The sequence below is a fragment of the Microbacterium sp. MYb45 genome (genome assembly GCF_002979655.1).
In the GTDB taxonomy this organism is placed as follows: domain Bacteria; phylum Actinomycetota; class Actinomycetes; order Actinomycetales; family Microbacteriaceae; genus Microbacterium.
On sequence record NZ_PCPG01000010.1, the window covers coordinates 75526 to 90345 of the forward strand.

The following is a 14820-nucleotide window of genomic DNA, read 5'->3' on the forward strand; positions in this document are numbered from 1 at the left end:
AGCGGCCCGGAGTGCCCGCGGCTCGCGCCTCAGCCCAGCGGAGCGCGGAGCGGGTAGTCCTGATCCTCGAGGATCACCTGCGACGCGGCTCCCGTGGTGCGATTGACGATCACCGGCGCCATCAGGTTCACGCTCACGCCTTCCGTGGAGGGGTGGGCGACCACGAGGACCAGTGCGTCGTCGGCCGAGGCGAGCGCGAGGCTCTCGGCCTGGTCGTCGGTGAGGATCGGCGCATACTCGCCGAGCACGGTGCTCGGGTCGACGAGGTACAGGCGCAGATCCGCGTCGTCCACGGCTCGCATCGAGAACAGACCGTCCGCACCGTCGACCGGTGCGAGAGCGAAGTCGACGTGCGGCGCGAGTCCCGGAGGGGGCGTCAGGAAGCTGAGTGCCGCGGTCATCGCAGGAAGTCCATCAGCGAGGGCTGGAGAACGCGCGCGTTCACCGCGAGCGCGGAGCGGTACACGAGCTCCTGCGCCTGCAACCGCACGAGCACCTCGATCGAATCGACGTCCTCGACCGCCGTGCGGCGGGACTCGAGGGACACGGAATTCTGCACTGCCGCCTCCTTGGCGCGTTCGATCTGAGACTGGCGGGTTCCGACGGAACCCTGCACCCCGAGCATGGCGGTGCGTCGATCGTCGATCTCTGCGAGACGGGGGCCGACGTTCGTACCGGAACGGAGGTCGGCGACGATCTTGTCGACGAGAGCGAACACCGAGTCGTCGCCGGTGCCGAAGACCGCGGCACCGTCGGTGTCGACGCGGACGGATGCCGCATCCGAGACGCGACGGCTGACCTCGGAGCCCGCCACGCCGCTGTACGAGTAGTCCGCGGCGAAGGCCGCCGTGTCCGAGGTGCCGGCGAACACCGAGCGACCGAGGAGTCGGGTGTTGGCCTGGGACAGGAGCTCCTTGCGGATGCCCTCGAGCTCGACGGCCAGGGCCTCCTTGGCGGTGGCATCCAGCGCACCGTCGTTCGCCCCCTGGGCGGTGAGGTCGCGGACCCGGCCCAGCAGCGAGGTGCTCGCGGTGATCGCGACATCCGCCGCCGTGACCCACGCGAGCCCGTCGTCGATGTTGCGTGCGTACTGGTCGTTGCGGCGCTGCTCCGCATGCAGGGCGAGGGCCGCGGCCGCGGCCGCCGGGTCTTCGGACGGAGTGGCGAAAGCCCGCTGCGACGTCGCCTGCTCCTGCAGACGCGCCAGCTCGGTGAGGTTGGACTGCAGCTGGCGCATCGCCGTCTGCGTCATGGATGACGATGTCACTCGAGAGATCACGATGCTCCTTTATCAGCGTCCGACGAGGCCGGTGCGGTTGATGAGGACGTCGAGCGCCTCGTCCACCGCCGTCATCACGCGGGCTGCGGCCTGGTAGGCGGTCTGGTAGGTGAGCAGGCTGATCGTCTCCTCGTCGCCGTCGACGGCGGCCACGGACTGCTGCGCCCCGACCGCGGCGACAGCCGCCGAATCGGAGACCTTCGCGCGCTGCACGTCGGCTGCCGTCGCGACGCCGAAGCGCGTGACGTGGTCGGACCAGAGCGCGTCGGGCGAGGTGGCGCCGCGGCCGATCTGCGAGATCAGGTCGGCGTTGGTCGCGTCCAGCGCACCGGCACCCGGTGCGGCGAGCGCCAGCTCGGATGGAGTCGTCACGGCGACCCGCAGTCCGAGCGCGGCCGACCCGGTGGTCGGAAGGGTGAAGAAGTCTCCACCCGGCTGCCCGGACGAGGTGACGCCCGCACGGTGCTGCGCGTTCAGTGCCCCGGCGAGGGCCGTCGCCACCGCGTCGTAGGTCGAGGCGAGCTGCGCGAGCATGCCGCCGTCGGCTGCCGGTGCGAGCACGGCGAGCGAGCCACCGAGCTCACCGCCGTCGATCGAGGCCGGGAGATCGGGGGCGGATGCCCACGAGACGGTGAAGCGCTGCCCCGCGTCGATCGTGGCCGGGCCGTTGAGGACGAGGTGGCGCGCATCGGAACCCGAGACCAGCGCGTTTCCGCCGACGCGGAGGGTCATCGACCCGTCGCTCTCGATCGTGGCCGCCGCCCCCGACATGCGGGCGACGTTCTGTGCGAGCACGCTCCGCTGGTCCATGAGCTCGTTCGCCGAGCGCCCGGAGGCGAGAGCGTCGCGGATCTCGCCGTTGAGCACCGCGATCTGGTCGGCAGCCGCGTTCACCTGGGTCACGGTGCGTTCGGCCGTCGCCCGTGCGTCGCTCCACTGGGTGGCCACGGTGCGGTAGCCGCCGGCGATGTGGGAGGCGAGCTCCTTGGCGGATTCGAGGATGGTGGATGCCGCTGCACCGGAGTCCGGTGTGTTGGCAAGATCTTGCCACCCGGACCAGAACTTCGACAGCCGAGCCGCCAGTCCGTTCTCGGTGGGCTCGGCGAGCGAGGCCTCGATCGTGGTCGCGGCGACCGCGCGCGTGGACCAGAAGCCCGATGCGGCGAGCGAATCGCGGACGCGGGCGTCGAGCAGGGCATCGCCGAGACGGGCGACGCCGTCGATCGAGACGCCGTGTCCCGGCAGAGCGCCGACGCTGAATCGGCTGGTCTGGGCGATCGCGGCGATGGCCGAGGTCTGGACCCGCTGGCGCGTGTACCCCTCGGTCTTCTGGTTGGCGATGTTCTGCCCGACCACGTCCATGCCGCGTCGGGCGGCCGCGAGTCCGCTGGCCGCGGTGTTCAATCCGCTGAAGGTCGACATGATCCCCTTCCGGTCACATCTCGGTATCGATGATGCGCGCTGCGTCGTCGCGCGCGCGGTCACCGTTCGTCGTGTATTCGCCCGTCTCGTGCCCCAGCGCGGCGAGCGTTTCCTGAGTGGCACGGAGCACGCCGCTGAGCTGCTCCGTGTTCGCGTCGCGCAGCTGCTCGACTTCGGCGGCGAGTTTCGTCAGCGCGCGCATGTGGTCGGCGAAGACCTCTTGCCACGCGCCCTCCGGCGCGTGTGCGACCAGTTCTCGGATCGTCGCACCCTCCGGAGCCCCCCACTCCTCGGCGACCGCGGCGACCTCGACCGTGCGCGCGAGTCCCGCGCCGCGCAGGCGATCGAGGACCTGATCGATCTCACGCGCGGCGAACTGGATCCACTGGGATCGTCCGGCCGCGAGCAGCAGCTGCTGTTCGTCTAGTTTGAAGAGCAGCATCTCGAGCAGTTCACGCTCGCGCCACAGCTGTATCGATAGTTCGTTGGCTCCCATGATCCCCTTTTCCCCAGTGATCGCCACGCCTGTTAACGCGGCCAAAGGTCACTATCGGCTGCCGCGCCCCTAAGGTTACTATGTGGAACGGCGATGGGTAGTTCTCCCCATGTACAGATCACAAGAAGTGTGATATGTGCATCTACTCGTCTCCTTGGAGCTTCCGGAGTGAATCCAGAGAGGTGGATCATCCCCCATGTCGTCGCGCGCTGAGCGCAATCTCCTCATCGAGAGCAACCTCCCCCTGGTCGGCTACCTCGCCTCTGAAACGCACGCCCGAGCAACCCATATCCCCCGTGACGAGCTCGCGTCCGTCGGCGCGCTCGCGCTCGTGACCGCCGCCGACGCGTTCGACCCTGCTCTGGGCGTCCCCTTCGGCGCCTACGCGCGCCGCCGCATCCTCGGCGCGTTCGCGGATGAGATGCGTTCCATGGACTGGGCCTCCCGCGGCATCCGCAAGCGCATCAAAGAGACGGTCGCCGTGCGCGAGACCCTCACCGCAGGACTCGGCAGAACGGCGACGGCGGCCGAGGTCGCCACCACTATGGGCGTCGCGAAGGATGTCGTCCTCGAAGCCCTCGGCGATGCCGCCCGCACCGTCACCACTCTGGAAGACCCCGCCGCCCGCGACGTGGCAGCCGACATCCCGCTTCCCGAGGAGTCGGCGCTCGTCGGAGAGCGCCGCGAGGTGCTCGAACAGGCGGTCGCCGCGCTGCCGGAGCGCATGCGCCGGATCGTGCAGAGCGTCTACTTCGAAGAACGCCCCGTCAAGGAGATCGCCGAAGAGCTCGGCGTGACCCATTCCGCCGTGTCGCAGCAGAGGTCGGAGGCCATCCGCCTGCTGCGCGACGCCCTGGACCGGTACTTCGCCGAAGGCGCCGCCCCCGCCACGACGACCCGGGTGTCGGCCGGAGCGCGGGACGCCTACTTCACACGGATCGCCGACGCGGCCAGCGCGCGGATCGCCGGCGTCTTCCGCGAATCGGCCCCCGCCTAGCCTGCTTTCCCCGACGCGCCCGGCTAACGCCCGCGCCGCCTCCGCCGATAGGTGTGTGCGGGAGACCACGGATGGTCTCTCGCACAATGAAATTCACGGAGGAGAACCCTTATGGGTATGCAGATCAACACCAACGTGTCGGCGCTCAACGCCTACCGCAACCTGTCCAGCACGCAGAACGACCTGTCGAAGTCGCTCGAGAAGCTCTCGAGCGGTCTGCGGATCAACCGTGCAGCGGACGACGCCGCCGGTCTCGCGATCTCCGAGGGCCTGCGCTCGCAGGTCAACGGCCTGAACGTCGCGGCGCGCAACGCCCAGGACGGCATCTCGGTCATCCAGACCGCGGAAGGCGCCCTGACCGAGGTCCACTCGATCCTGCAGCGCGTTCGCGACCTGACCGCTCAGGGTGCGAACGACTCGAACAACGCGAAGTCGCGCGAAGCGATCCAGAAGGAGATCAACACCCTGGGTGATGAGCTCACCCGGATCGCCGAGAGCACGAACTTCAACGGCATCAAGCTGCTCTCGGGTGGCACGACGCTGACGTTCCAGGTCGGTGCGGGCGCGGTCGCCGCCGAGGACCAGATCTCGGTCGCCCTGACCAACTTCGCCACCCTCGGAGCAGACATCAAGGGCTACGCGGCGACGATGACGGATGCGGCCACCTACGGTGCCGCGCTGGCTGACATCGACACGGAGATCCAGGCGGTCTCGACCGCACGTGCCGGTTACGGTGCGCTGCAGAACCGCTTCGAGTCGACCATCAACAGCCTCAACGTGTCGGCGGAGAACCTGTCCGCCGCCGAGAGCCGTATCCGCGACACCGACATGGCGTCCGAGATGGTCAAGTTCACCTCGGCGAACATCCTGTCGCAGGCGGGCACGGCCATGCTGGCCCAGGCGAACCAGTCCAACCAGGGCGTTCTCCAGCTCCTGCGCTGAACCACGCCATAGGGTCCGGGCGGCGGTCGCGACCGTCGCCCGGACCCCGTCCGCTCCCGACCTGCAAAGGCGAACATGTCTCTCTCGCTCGACGGCCTCGTCTCCGGCCTGAAGACCACAGAGGTCATCAAGGCCCTGATGGACGTGCACGCCATCCCGCGTTCGCTGCTCAAAGCGAAGATGGATGACAAGAACGGCATCGTCACCCAACTGCAGACGCTGAACACCGCGATCCAGAACCTCGCCACGGCCGCCGAGAAGGCCGCATCGCGCGACGGACTGGCACGCTTCACGACATCGTCGTCGTCGAACACCGTCACGGTCGCCACCCGCACCGGCGCCGCCCCGGTCGCGGCGGAGATCGTCGTCGACAAGGTCGCGAAGAATCACACCATCGTCTCGGCCGCGTCGAATGGATGGCCCGTCGACCCGCCGGTGATCACCCTCGAGAACGCCCAGGGCGAGCGTCTGCAGATCGAGGCCGACGGCGCCTCGATGCAGGAGGTCGCCCAGGCCATCAACGAAGCGGGCTTCGGAGTCGTCGCGTCAGCAGTGCCCGCGGGCCGCGACGCCGACGGCAACCCCCTGCACCGCCTGCAGCTGCGCGCGGCCGACTCGGGCGAGGGCGGCCAGTTCCGCGCCTATCGCGGTGACGTCGCCGCGGTCGAGGCCGGCACCGCATCCGACATCGCCACCGAAGCGGGGGCGGCCGTGATCGCGATGGGCGCCGACGCACAGTTGCGGCTGTGGGCGGGCACCAGCGCCGAACAGGTGCTGACCTCGTCGAGCAACACCTTCACCGATCTGTTCGACGGCGTCGATGTCACGGTCTCCGCGGTATCCGCCGCCCCGATCACGATCGGCGTCACCATCGACACCGAGGCCCGCACCAAGGCCTCCGCGGAGTTCATCGCCGCAGTCAAAGACATCCTGACGCGTATCGACAACGGGTCGAAGGCCACCGTCGCCGCGAACCAGGGCGACAAGACCACCCTGGGCGTCTTCACGGGCGACAGCACCGTCCGCTCGCTGCGGACGGCGATCGCCGATGCCATCCAGCATCCGGTCGATGGGGTGTCTCCCTCCTCCATCGGCATCGAGACCGACATGTACGGCGTGCTGAGCTTCGACGAGGAGAAGTTCGCCGAAGCCCTCGCGAAGGACCCGGATGCGGTCGCCGGACTGTTCTCCGACGTCGCCTCGCGCGTGCAGGACACCGCGAAGGTGTACTCCGACAAGTACGACGGCCTGCTCACCTCCCGCATCACCGGCCAGGAGAGCGAGGTCAAGAGCCTCGGCGAGCAGATGGAGCGCTGGGACGTGCGCCTCGCCCAGCGGAAGGCGACGCTCGAGCGCACCTACGCCCGCCTCGAGGTGATGCTGTCGCAACTGCAGTCGCAGTCGACCTACCTGTCGTCGCAGATCGCCGCCCTTCCGACCTCGAGCTCGGGGAAGTGAGCATGAACGCCGCCCTGCGTGCGCAGCAGCGCTACCGTGACGATGCCGTGCTGTCGGCACCGCCCGAGCGTCTCGTGACGCTGCTGTACGACCGGCTGCTGCTCGACATCGAGCGCGGCGAGGCCGCCCAGCGAGCCGAGGACTGGACCGAGGCGAATGCCCAGCTGCAGCACGCGCAGGCCATCGTGTCGGAGCTGACCTCGTCGTTGACCGACGACTGGAACGGCAGCGCGGGCCTCCGCTCGGTGTACGTCTTCCTGTCGCAGACCCTGATCGGCGCCAACATCGGCCGCGATCCCGAGCGCACCCGTGCGTGCCACGGGATCGTCGCCCCGCTGCGGGATGCCTGGCACGAAGCCGCCAGGACCGTCGCGGAGACCCGGTCGTGAGCGCCGACGACGTGACGGCGGAGTGGACCGCGCTCCTGGATCGCCTCGAGCTCGACGCCGACCGGATCCTCACGGCTACCCCCGGAACCGCCGACACGGTCGTCATCGAACCGTGGACGCCGCCCTCCACTCCCCTGCCCGTGCATCTCGCCGATCGCGCCCGCCGGGTGGTCGAGCGTCAGCGCCTCGCGATGGAGCGCGCCCGCACCGATCTCGACGACCTCCGACAGCACCTCGGCGCCGTGGACCGGATCCCCGGAACGCGGCGTCCCGATGCGCCCGCATTCCTCGACGTCGACGGCTGAGACCGCTCCCTAACGTCGTGCGCGACCCTGCCGATAGAACAGGGAGAGCACGGATGGCTCGCAAGTCTCGGCCATGGATCGGCCACACCACCACACACGGGGAGCGGTCGTGTTCGATTCTGTGACCATCAACGCGCTGACGAGCGCGCTCGACGGCCTCGCGCTGCGCCAGCGGGCGATCGCCGACAACATCGCCAACATCAACACCCCCGACTATCACGCCAAGCGGGTGCGCTTCGAAGAGGCGCTCGCGGACTCGGTGCAGGCGGGTGACGGACGGGTCGGCTCGACGGTCGGCACCTCGCTCGAGCCGACGCGCTTGAACGGCAACAACGTCAACCTCGACACCGAGACCCTGTCCAGCGTCGACACGATGCTGCGCTACCAGTTCGCCACGCAGGCCGTGAACGGCTCGTTCGCGTCGATGCGCGCGGCGATGAGGACCTCATGACCTTCGACGCGATCGGCATCGCGAGCACCGGCCTGACCGTGCACCGCAAGTGGCTCGACGCCATCAGCGACAACATCGCGAACATCAACACCGTGACGGCGACCGACGGCGCCGCCTTCCGCGCGCGGTACATCACCGCCCAGACCAGCGACCAGTCGCCGGGTGTGTATGTCGCCGGCTCCGTGCAGGGCAGTGCGGAGGGGCGGCTCGTGCACCAGCCCGACCACCCGCTCGCCGACGCCGACGGCTACGTCCGCTACCCCGACATCGACCTCGGCGACCAGATGAGCCAGCTCATCCTCGCGCAGCGCGGCTACCAGGCCAGCGCCGCGATCGTCGACCGTGCCCGCAACGCCTACGAATCCGCCCTCCAGATCGGACGCAGCTGATGGATCCCCTCTCCGGCGTCGAGGGCATCTCCTCGGCGTTCACCCTCGCCCCGCCCACCGCTCCGGCGAAGGCGGCGGACGACACCGCCTTCGCGAACAGTGTCACCGGTGCGATCGACGAGCTGCGCTCCCTGCAGTCCGAATCCGACGCGCTCAAGGTCGCCGCCGTCACGGGCGACCTCGACGACATCCACTCAGCCATGATCGCCTCCTCGCGCGCGTCGGTCACCCTCGAACTCGTCGCCGCCGTGCGCAACAAGGGCGTCGACGCGTTCAACGAGATCATGCGGATGCAAGCCTGATGCCCCAGGCCGTCACCAACGTCTTCCAGCGGATCGGACGCGTGATCGCGGGCTTCACGCTCGCGCAGCGCACCATCGCGATCATCGGCGTGGCCGTGCTCGCGCTCGGGATCGTCGCGCTCTCCAGCTGGCTGACCCGCCCGACCTACACCCCGCTGTTCTCGGGGATGAGCGCCTCCGATGCGAACGCCGTCGTCGAGCAGCTGCGATCGTCTTCCGTCCCCTACGAGCTCGCCGACGGCGGTGCCACCGTGCTCGTGCCGGAGAAGGACGTCTACGACCAGCGGCTCGCCGCCGCCTCCGCCGGGCTGCCCGGGGCGAGCTCCGGCGGATACTCGCTGCTCGACGACATGGGCGTGACCACCTCGGAGTTCCAGCAGTCCGTGACCTACAAGCGCGCCATCGAGGGCGAGCTCGCCGCGACCATCTCGTCGATCGAGGGCGTGACAGCGGCCTCGGTGCAGCTCGCGATCCCGGAGGAGAGCGTCTTCGTCTCGGAGACCGTCGACGCCACCGCATCGGTGTTCGTGGAGACGTCGGGCAGTGCGTCGCTCACCTCGAAGCAGGTCGAGGCGATCGTGCACCTGACCTCCGCAGCGGTCAGCGGCATGAAGCCCGAGAACGTCGCCGTCGTGGACCAGAGCGGCCAGACCCTCTCGGCCGCCGGCGTCGGCGCGGTCGGCGGCGTCGACCAGCAGGCCGGCGACTACGAGGCCCGGGTGACCGCGAGCGTGCAGCAGATGCTCGACACCGTCGTCGGCCCCGGCAACGCGACCGTGACGGTGGTCGCCGAGATCGACCGCTCGGTCAACGAGCGCGTCGAAGAGACCTACACCCCGGCGGAGGGCGCACCTCCGCTGACCGAGCAGTCTCGAACGGACACGCAGAACGGTTCGAGCTCGAACGCCGGCGTGCTCGGACCCGACAACATCGCGGTGCCGTCGGCCGGCGCGGACGGCACGTCCGAATCCACGGAGACGTCGAAGACCAACGCCGTCAACAAGAGCACCCAGAGCACCTCGACCCCCGCCGGCAACGTGCTGCGGCAGTCGGTCTCGGTCGCGGTCGACGCGGGTGCCGGCGGCGACCTGAGCACCGCGCAGCTGACCGAGCTGGTCGAGACCGCCGCGGGGATCGACACCGCACGCGGCGACTCCATCGCGGTCGAACTCGTGTCGTTCAGCCAGACGGATGCCGAAGCCGCGCAGGCCGCCCTCCAGGCTGCCAAGGACGCCGAGGCCGCGGAACGTCAGTCGGTCCTGCTGAACACCGCGATCATCGCCGCAGCGATCGCACTGCCCCTGCTGCTCGCGGTCATCGCCGCCCTCGTGCGGATGCGGCGTCGCGCCAACTCGGCGACCGAGTTCGACCAGTTGTTCGGGGACCGGCCGGCTCCGTTGTCGGCGGCCCTCGGCCCCGGTGCGGCCACCGTCGCCATCGACCAGGCCGCCACGACCCCGCTGGCCTTCCTCGAAACGACTCCCGATCCGGAGCCGGAGCCCGACCCCGAGCCCGCGCAGGTGAGCCTCGAGCGCCGCCGCGCGGAGATCGACTCCCTCACGCGACAGGACCCGAAGCGCACGGCCGAGCTGCTGCGGACCCTCATCGACGACAGGCAGCACGTATGAGCGGGTTGACCGACCGGCAGACGGCGGCCGTCGTGCTGATGAACCTCGACCGCGCACAGGCGATCGAGGTGATGAAGCACCTCTCGGAGTCGGAGGCCGAGGCCGTCGCCGCCGAGATCATCGAGCTGCAGGACCTGGACGCCGCCACCACCGCCCAGGCGCTCGGGCAGTTCCACCGGATCGCGACCGGACACCTGCCGCCCGCCCGCGGTGGTCGTGACCTCGCGGCCGGTCTGCTGGAGGCGTCGTTCGGCGCGGAACGTGCCGCGGCCGTGCTCGGCCGGGTGGGTTCGACGTCGATGAACTCGTCGTTCGAATTCCTCGGCTCCGCCGACCCGGCACAGCTGGCGACCCTGCTGGACGGCGAGCTTCCGCAGACCGTCGCCCTCGTGCTCGCGCACCTGCCCACCGACCGGGCGGCGGCCGTGCTGGCAGCGCTCCCCGACCCGACCCGCACCGATGTCGCCCACGCGATCGCCACCATGGGCACCGCGTCGCAGGAGGCGATCGCGATCGTGGCCGACGCGTTGAAGACCCGCACCGGGAGCTTCGCGAGCCGCGACGCACCGGAGACCCTCGGCGGCGTCGAACCGCTCGTCGAGATCATCGCCCGCTCCGGAGCGACTGTCGAGAAGGCGCTGCTCGCGAGCATCGAGGACCGCGACAGTGCCCTCGCGGAAGACATCCGGTCGCGCATGTTCACCTTCGCCGACATCGTCAAGCTCGACGACCGCGACACGCAGCGGGTGCTGCGCGGCATGGACATCCGCTCGCTGGCTCTGGCGCTGAAGGGCGCCAACCAGGCGATCGCCGATCTCATCCGCCGCAACGTCTCCGAGCGCAACCGGGAGAACCTCGATGAGGAGGCACGGACCCTCGGTCCGGTGCGCGTCTCACAGGTCGAGGAGGCCAGAGCCGAGATCGTCCGCACCATCCGCGCCCTGGAGGCGGCGGGCGACATCACGGTGCAGCGCACCGACGAGGACGAGTATGTCTACTGACGCGTTCTCTCCGGTGCTGTTCCCTCGTCTCGACGGACGCGCGGACGGCGCGGAGCATGCGCGCGCCCGGATGCGCGGCTACGCCGAAGGACACGCGGAGGGCTTCCGCGCCGGACTCGCCGAGGCCGAGTCGGCGCAGCTCGTCGCCGCGGCGGAGCAGGCGGCCCGCGACGCGGCAGCCGCGCGCGAGGTGGCGACCGCGGTGTCTGCGCTGCAGGCCGCCGCCCTCTCACTGGGCGAGCGGGAGCGCGAGCTCACCGCTGCTGCGCGCGATGAGGTGCTGCGCGGCGCGATCGAACTCGCCGAGCTCATCCTCGTCGCGGAGCTCTCGTACGCCGGCTCGTCTGCCGCGGCCGCCGCGCGGCGCGCACTCGCGGTCGCCGACCCCGCCGACATCCGCGAGGTGCGCCTGCACCCCGACGACCTGCGCACGATCCAGACCGCGGAGTCGGACCTGACCACCTTCGCGCTCGTCGCCGATGACACGCTCGAGCGCGGCGATGCCGTTGCGATCCTGGCGCACGGCCACATCGACGCCCGGATCGGCAGCGCCCTCGAACGTGCCCGTCGCGCCCTCGCGGAGGCCGGGTCGTGACGGCCTGGACCGCCGTCCGCGAGGCGGTTCGACCGGAACGCATCGGCGTCGTCTCCCAGGTGCGCGGCCTGAGCGTGCAGGTGCGCGGTCTCGAAGGGGCTGTCGGCGACGTCGTGACCCTCGACGGGGTCGATGCCGAGGTCGTCGCGATCGGCGAGGGCGGGCTACGATGCATGCCCCTCGGGGCCGTCGCCGGGCTCACCGTCGGGGCGCCCGTGCGGGGCCGCGGTGGCGCCCTGCGCGTGCCGACCGGGACCGCTCTGCTCGGCCGCGTCCTGGACGGACTCGGTCGGCCGATCGACGGCAAGGGCCCGTTGACGGGTGCGATCCCGGTGAGCCTCGACCACGCTCCGCCCTCGATCATGGGGCGCGACCGGATCGACTCCCCTCTTCCGCTCGGGGTGCGCGCGCTCGACACGCTCGTCAGCGTGGGTCGCGGGCAGCGCGTCGGGCTCTTCGCCGGCTCGGGAGTGGGCAAGTCGTCGCTGCTGTCGATGATCGCGCGCGGCACCGAGGCCGAGGTGACGGTGATCGCCCTCGTCGGCGAGCGCGGCCGTGAGGTGCGCGAGTTCATCGAAGACGACCTGGGGCCGGAGGGACTCGCTCGTTCGGTGGTCGTCGTCTCGACCTCCGACCAGCCGGCCATGGCGCGCATCCGGGCCGCGTACACCGCCACCCGGATCGCCGAGGCCTTCCGCGACGACGGCGCGCACGCCATCCTCATGATGGACTCGCTGACCCGCGTCGCGATGGCGCAGCGCGAGATCGGCCTGTCGGCCGGAGAACCCCCCGCAACCCGTGGGTACCCGCCGTCGACGTTCTCGCTCCTCGCCGGTCTGCTCGAGCGCGCCGGCACCGACCGGGGTGGCTCGATCACCGGCATCTACACGGTGCTCGTGGACGGTGACGACCACAACGAGCCGATCGCCGACACCGTGCGCTCGATCCTCGACGGCCACGTCGTGCTCGACCGCGCGCTCGCGCTCTCCGGACACCATCCGGCGATCGACGTGCTCGGCTCCGTCTCCCGCGTGGTGGGGAAGATCACCGCCCCCGGGCAGCGGGCACACGCGGCGACGCTACGTGCGGTGCTCGCCGCGCGTCGCCGGGCCAACGACCTGATCGACATCGGCGCGTACCAGCCGGGTGCCGACGCCCGCATCGACGCCGCGATCGCCCACGAACGGGCGATCTCCGCTTTCCTCACCCAGTCGCTCGACGAGACGAGCGCGATCGACGAATCGTGGCGTCGACTCGACGAGCTCGTCTCCGGTTTCGGAGGAGTCTCATGACACGGTCGTTCTCCCTGGCGGGCCTGCTGCGTGTGCGCGAGATCCAGGAGCGCGCAGCGGCCCAACGACTCTCCCGCGCGGTGCTCGACGCCAGGCACACCGAGGCCCGCGATCGCTCCCTCCGCGCGCATCTGGCGGGTGCCGGGAGCGAAGCCGTGGACGTCCGCTCGCTCGCGGCACTCGCGGCCGCCCGTGTGGCCGGCCGGACGCTGCTCTCCGACCTGACGGTGCTCGCGGAACTGCAGGAGCAGACCGTCGACCAGGCCCGCACAGAGCACTCGGAGGCACGACGAGCGATGCGCGGACTCGACCGTCTGGCCCAGGCCCACGCCGTGCGGGTGCGGACGGCCGAGCTGCACGCCGAACAGGCGGAGCTCGACGAGATCGGATCGCGCACCGACACGGAGGGGCAGTCGTGACCGCGCTCGGCATCATCGACATGCTCGACCCTCGCGGGTCGCGGCCGAGCGGCGCGGCGCCTTCGCGCGGCGCGACCCCGGGTGCCGCGGCCTTCGCCGACGTGATCCAGGTTGCGGCGCGGGCTCAGCTCGCCGACGACGCGCCCACCGAAGGCGTCCTCGCTGAGGGAGTGTCGTCGGGTGCGTCGACGGGAACCGAGACGACGGATGCGACCGCCGAATCCGCTGATCCGGTTGTTCCGGTGACCGCATCGCCTCTCCCACCCCTCACGATCCCGAGCGGGTCGGGGACGGCGGCTCCCGTCGACGGAAGCACCACGGGAGCGGACCCCGACCTCGACGGGACCCCGCCACCGGTGGATGCCGCGGAAGACACCGGAGCGGAGGATGCCCCTGCGGAAGCCGCCGACCCCACCCCGATCGCGGCGTCCGGCGCTGTCGCCGCATCGGTCGATCCGGCACGCACCACCGCATCGGCGACCCCCCTAGCCGCCTCATCCGTGCCACCCGCCGCGACCGGCGCATCGTCGCCGCGTGCCTCGACCGGGCCCGCCGCCGTCGGTGCGGCATCGGCTCCTGTCGGCAGCGACGGTATCGCCGGCGCATCCGGTGCGAACAGCACGACGGCGGATGCTCCGGCCGACGCCGCTCTCCGCCTCGTCCCCGTCGCCGCTGGTCCGCACGGTGCCGTCGCCGCGGCTGCCTCGTCGGAGACGGCACCGGGGACGAACGCCGACCCGGCACTCCTGGCCGGGGCAGCCACCGCCGCTGACACGGCACCCGACGCCGCGCCGTCCTCTGCAGGCTCGACTCCCGTCGTCGCCGCCCCCGCCGCATCGGTACCCGCGACCGCGGATGCCGCCGGCCCGACGGCCGCCGTCACCGCACCGGCTCCCGCCTCTCCGCCCCCGGTCGCCCCGGCCACGCCTGCCGCGGCAGCAGCGATCGCCCGGCCGGTACTGCTTCCCCAGATCACAGCCCCCGTCGTCTCCCTCGCCCAGGCCGCTGACGGCGATCACAGCCTCACGCTGACCGTGTCACCGGAGAACCTCGGCCCGGTGACCGTGCGCGCGCACATCTCCGGCGGGGCCATCCACATCGAGCTGCACGCCCCGAACGACCTCGGGCGCGAGGCGCTGCGGGCCGTGCTCGCCGACCTGCGGCGGGATCTCGCCGCAGCGGCTCCACACGCCTCCCTGATGCTGTCGACCTCGGACGACGGCCCGGGCTCGTCGAATCCACAGAGCTCGCCGAACGGCGGCGCCTCCGCGAACGGCAACGCGACGAACGGCAATGCGGCGAGCGCGGGCGGCGGCCAGGCCCGCGGCGACGCCCCCGCCGACCGGAATACCGGCGCGCGGCCGAACCCGGTCGTCGTCCCCACCGCACCGGACGGCGCACCATCCGGCCCCCTCGACTCGCCGCTCGGCGGCATCGATGTCTTCGCCTGATCCG

18 protein-coding genes are annotated in these 14820 nt (G+C 70.8%); 14 read left to right on the forward strand and 4 right to left on the reverse strand.

The window, feature by feature from the left end; genetic code table 11:
* Positions 1 to 29 precede the first annotated feature (29 nt).
* The 4 genes from CQ034_RS14720 to flgN are packed head-to-tail and all read right to left on the reverse strand — an operon-like array spanning position 30 to position 3197.
* Positions 30 to 401, reverse strand: coding sequence for a flagellar assembly protein FliW (locus CQ034_RS14720; RefSeq protein ID WP_029262233.1), 372 nt, complete (start codon positions 399 to 401; stop codon positions 30 to 32).
* Complete coding sequence (gene flgL / locus CQ034_RS14725; protein WP_029262232.1) at positions 398 to 1279, reverse strand: flagellar hook-associated protein FlgL; 882 nt, start codon at positions 1277 to 1279, stop codon at positions 398 to 400. The genes CQ034_RS14720 and flgL overlap by 4 nt, the downstream gene beginning before the upstream one ends.
* 12 nt (positions 1280 to 1291) lie before the next feature.
* Positions 1292 to 2701 (reverse strand): flagellar hook-associated protein FlgK, encoded by a 1410-nt coding sequence (flgK, locus tag CQ034_RS14730; protein ID WP_105711625.1) that lies wholly within the window; start codon positions 2699 to 2701, stop codon positions 1292 to 1294.
* Positions 2702 to 2714: 13 nt separating this feature from the next.
* Entirely contained in the window at positions 2715 to 3197 is a 483-nt protein-coding gene (gene flgN / locus CQ034_RS14735; RefSeq protein ID WP_029262230.1) for a flagellar export chaperone FlgN, read from the reverse strand.
* A gap of 196 nt (positions 3198 to 3393) precedes the next feature.
* Here flgN and CQ034_RS14740 point away from each other — a divergent pair, with 196 nt between their 5' ends.
* The 14 genes from CQ034_RS14740 to CQ034_RS14805 all read left to right on the forward strand — a co-directional run bounded on the left by CQ034_RS14740 (position 3394) and on the right by CQ034_RS14805 (position 14816).
* The gene (locus CQ034_RS14740; protein ID WP_105711626.1) at positions 3394 to 4194 is read left to right on the forward strand and encodes a sigma-70 family RNA polymerase sigma factor; all 801 of its coding nucleotides are present in this window, start codon (positions 3394 to 3396) and stop codon (positions 4192 to 4194) included.
* A gap of 111 nt (positions 4195 to 4305) precedes the next feature.
* Entirely contained in the window at positions 4306 to 5136 is an 831-nt protein-coding gene (locus tag CQ034_RS14745; RefSeq protein WP_105711627.1) for a flagellin, read from the forward strand.
* Positions 5137 to 5211: 75 nt separating this feature from the next.
* On the forward strand, positions 5212 to 6594 hold the full coding sequence (gene fliD, locus CQ034_RS14750; RefSeq protein WP_105711628.1) for a flagellar filament capping protein FliD: 1383 nt from the start codon (positions 5212 to 5214) through the stop codon (positions 6592 to 6594).
* 2 nt (positions 6595 to 6596) lie between these two features.
* Positions 6597 to 6983 carry a flagellar export chaperone FliS gene (gene fliS, locus CQ034_RS14755; protein WP_029262226.1) on the forward strand — a complete coding sequence of 129 codons (387 nt, stop codon included), beginning with the start codon at positions 6597 to 6599 and terminating at the stop codon, positions 6981 to 6983.
* Entirely contained in the window at positions 6980 to 7288 is a 309-nt protein-coding gene (locus tag CQ034_RS14760; RefSeq protein WP_258134224.1) for a hypothetical protein, read from the forward strand. The genes fliS and CQ034_RS14760 overlap by 4 nt, the downstream gene beginning before the upstream one ends.
* 109 nt (positions 7289 to 7397) lie before the next feature.
* Positions 7398 to 7739 (forward strand): flagellar basal body protein, encoded by a 342-nt coding sequence (locus CQ034_RS14765; protein WP_029262224.1) that lies wholly within the window; start codon positions 7398 to 7400, stop codon positions 7737 to 7739.
* Entirely contained in the window at positions 7736 to 8128 is a 393-nt protein-coding gene (locus CQ034_RS14770) for a flagellar basal body rod protein FlgC (RefSeq protein WP_105711629.1), read from the forward strand. The genes CQ034_RS14765 and CQ034_RS14770 overlap by 4 nt, the downstream gene beginning before the upstream one ends.
* Complete coding sequence (gene fliE / locus CQ034_RS14775; RefSeq protein WP_029262222.1) at positions 8128 to 8430, forward strand: flagellar hook-basal body complex protein FliE; 303 nt, start codon at positions 8128 to 8130, stop codon at positions 8428 to 8430. The genes CQ034_RS14770 and fliE overlap by 1 nt, the downstream gene beginning before the upstream one ends.
* On the forward strand, positions 8430 to 10058 hold the full coding sequence (gene fliF, locus CQ034_RS14780; RefSeq protein WP_105711630.1) for a flagellar basal-body MS-ring/collar protein FliF: 1629 nt from the start codon (positions 8430 to 8432) through the stop codon (positions 10056 to 10058). Before fliE ends, fliF begins: the two co-directional genes overlap by 1 nt.
* Positions 10055 to 11059, forward strand: coding sequence for a flagellar motor switch protein FliG (fliG, locus tag CQ034_RS14785; protein WP_029262220.1), 1005 nt, complete (start codon positions 10055 to 10057; stop codon positions 11057 to 11059). Before fliF ends, fliG begins: the two co-directional genes overlap by 4 nt.
* Entirely contained in the window at positions 11049 to 11654 is a 606-nt protein-coding gene (locus CQ034_RS14790; RefSeq protein ID WP_105711631.1) for a FliH/SctL family protein, read from the forward strand. The genes fliG and CQ034_RS14790 overlap by 11 nt, the downstream gene beginning before the upstream one ends.
* Positions 11651 to 12946 (forward strand): FliI/YscN family ATPase, encoded by a 1296-nt coding sequence (locus CQ034_RS14795; protein ID WP_105711632.1) that lies wholly within the window; start codon positions 11651 to 11653, stop codon positions 12944 to 12946. The genes CQ034_RS14790 and CQ034_RS14795 overlap by 4 nt, the downstream gene beginning before the upstream one ends.
* The gene (locus CQ034_RS14800) at positions 12943 to 13365 is read left to right on the forward strand and encodes a hypothetical protein (protein WP_105711633.1); all 423 of its coding nucleotides are present in this window, start codon (positions 12943 to 12945) and stop codon (positions 13363 to 13365) included. Before CQ034_RS14795 ends, CQ034_RS14800 begins: the two co-directional genes overlap by 4 nt.
* A complete protein-coding gene (locus tag CQ034_RS14805) occupies positions 13362 to 14816 on the forward strand; it encodes a flagellar hook-length control protein FliK (RefSeq protein WP_105711634.1) in 1455 nt (484 codons plus the stop codon). Before CQ034_RS14800 ends, CQ034_RS14805 begins: the two co-directional genes overlap by 4 nt.
* The last annotated feature ends 4 nt before the right edge of the window (positions 14817 to 14820 follow it).

What these genes read in the sequence shown, in the direction of transcription:
- CQ034_RS14720 (WP_029262233.1), bottom strand. Translation starts at nt 401, where the DNA reads ATGACCGCGGCACTCAGCTTCCTGACGCCCCCTCCGGGACTCGCGCCG.
- flgK (WP_105711625.1), bottom strand. Translation starts at nt 2,701, where the DNA reads ATGTCGACCTTCAGCGGATTGAACACCGCGGCCAGCGGACTCGCGGCC.
- flgN (WP_029262230.1), bottom strand. Translation starts at nt 3,197, where the DNA reads ATGGGAGCCAACGAACTATCGATACAGCTGTGGCGCGAGCGTGAACTG.
- CQ034_RS14740 (WP_105711626.1), top strand. Translation starts at nt 3,394, where the DNA reads ATGTCGTCGCGCGCTGAGCGCAATCTCCTCATCGAGAGCAACCTCCCC.
- CQ034_RS14745 (WP_105711627.1), top strand. Translation starts at nt 4,306, where the DNA reads ATGGGTATGCAGATCAACACCAACGTGTCGGCGCTCAACGCCTACCGC.
- fliD (WP_105711628.1), top strand. Translation starts at nt 5,212, where the DNA reads ATGTCTCTCTCGCTCGACGGCCTCGTCTCCGGCCTGAAGACCACAGAG.
- fliS (WP_029262226.1), top strand. Translation starts at nt 6,597, where the DNA reads ATGAACGCCGCCCTGCGTGCGCAGCAGCGCTACCGTGACGATGCCGTG.
- CQ034_RS14770 (WP_105711629.1), top strand. Translation starts at nt 7,736, where the DNA reads ATGACCTTCGACGCGATCGGCATCGCGAGCACCGGCCTGACCGTGCAC.
- fliE (WP_029262222.1), top strand. Translation starts at nt 8,128, where the DNA reads ATGGATCCCCTCTCCGGCGTCGAGGGCATCTCCTCGGCGTTCACCCTC.
- fliF (WP_105711630.1), top strand. Translation starts at nt 8,430, where the DNA reads ATGCCCCAGGCCGTCACCAACGTCTTCCAGCGGATCGGACGCGTGATC.
- fliG (WP_029262220.1), top strand. Translation starts at nt 10,055, where the DNA reads ATGAGCGGGTTGACCGACCGGCAGACGGCGGCCGTCGTGCTGATGAAC.
- CQ034_RS14790 (WP_105711631.1), top strand. Translation starts at nt 11,049, where the DNA reads ATGTCTACTGACGCGTTCTCTCCGGTGCTGTTCCCTCGTCTCGACGGA.
- CQ034_RS14800 (WP_105711633.1), top strand. Translation starts at nt 12,943, where the DNA reads ATGACACGGTCGTTCTCCCTGGCGGGCCTGCTGCGTGTGCGCGAGATC.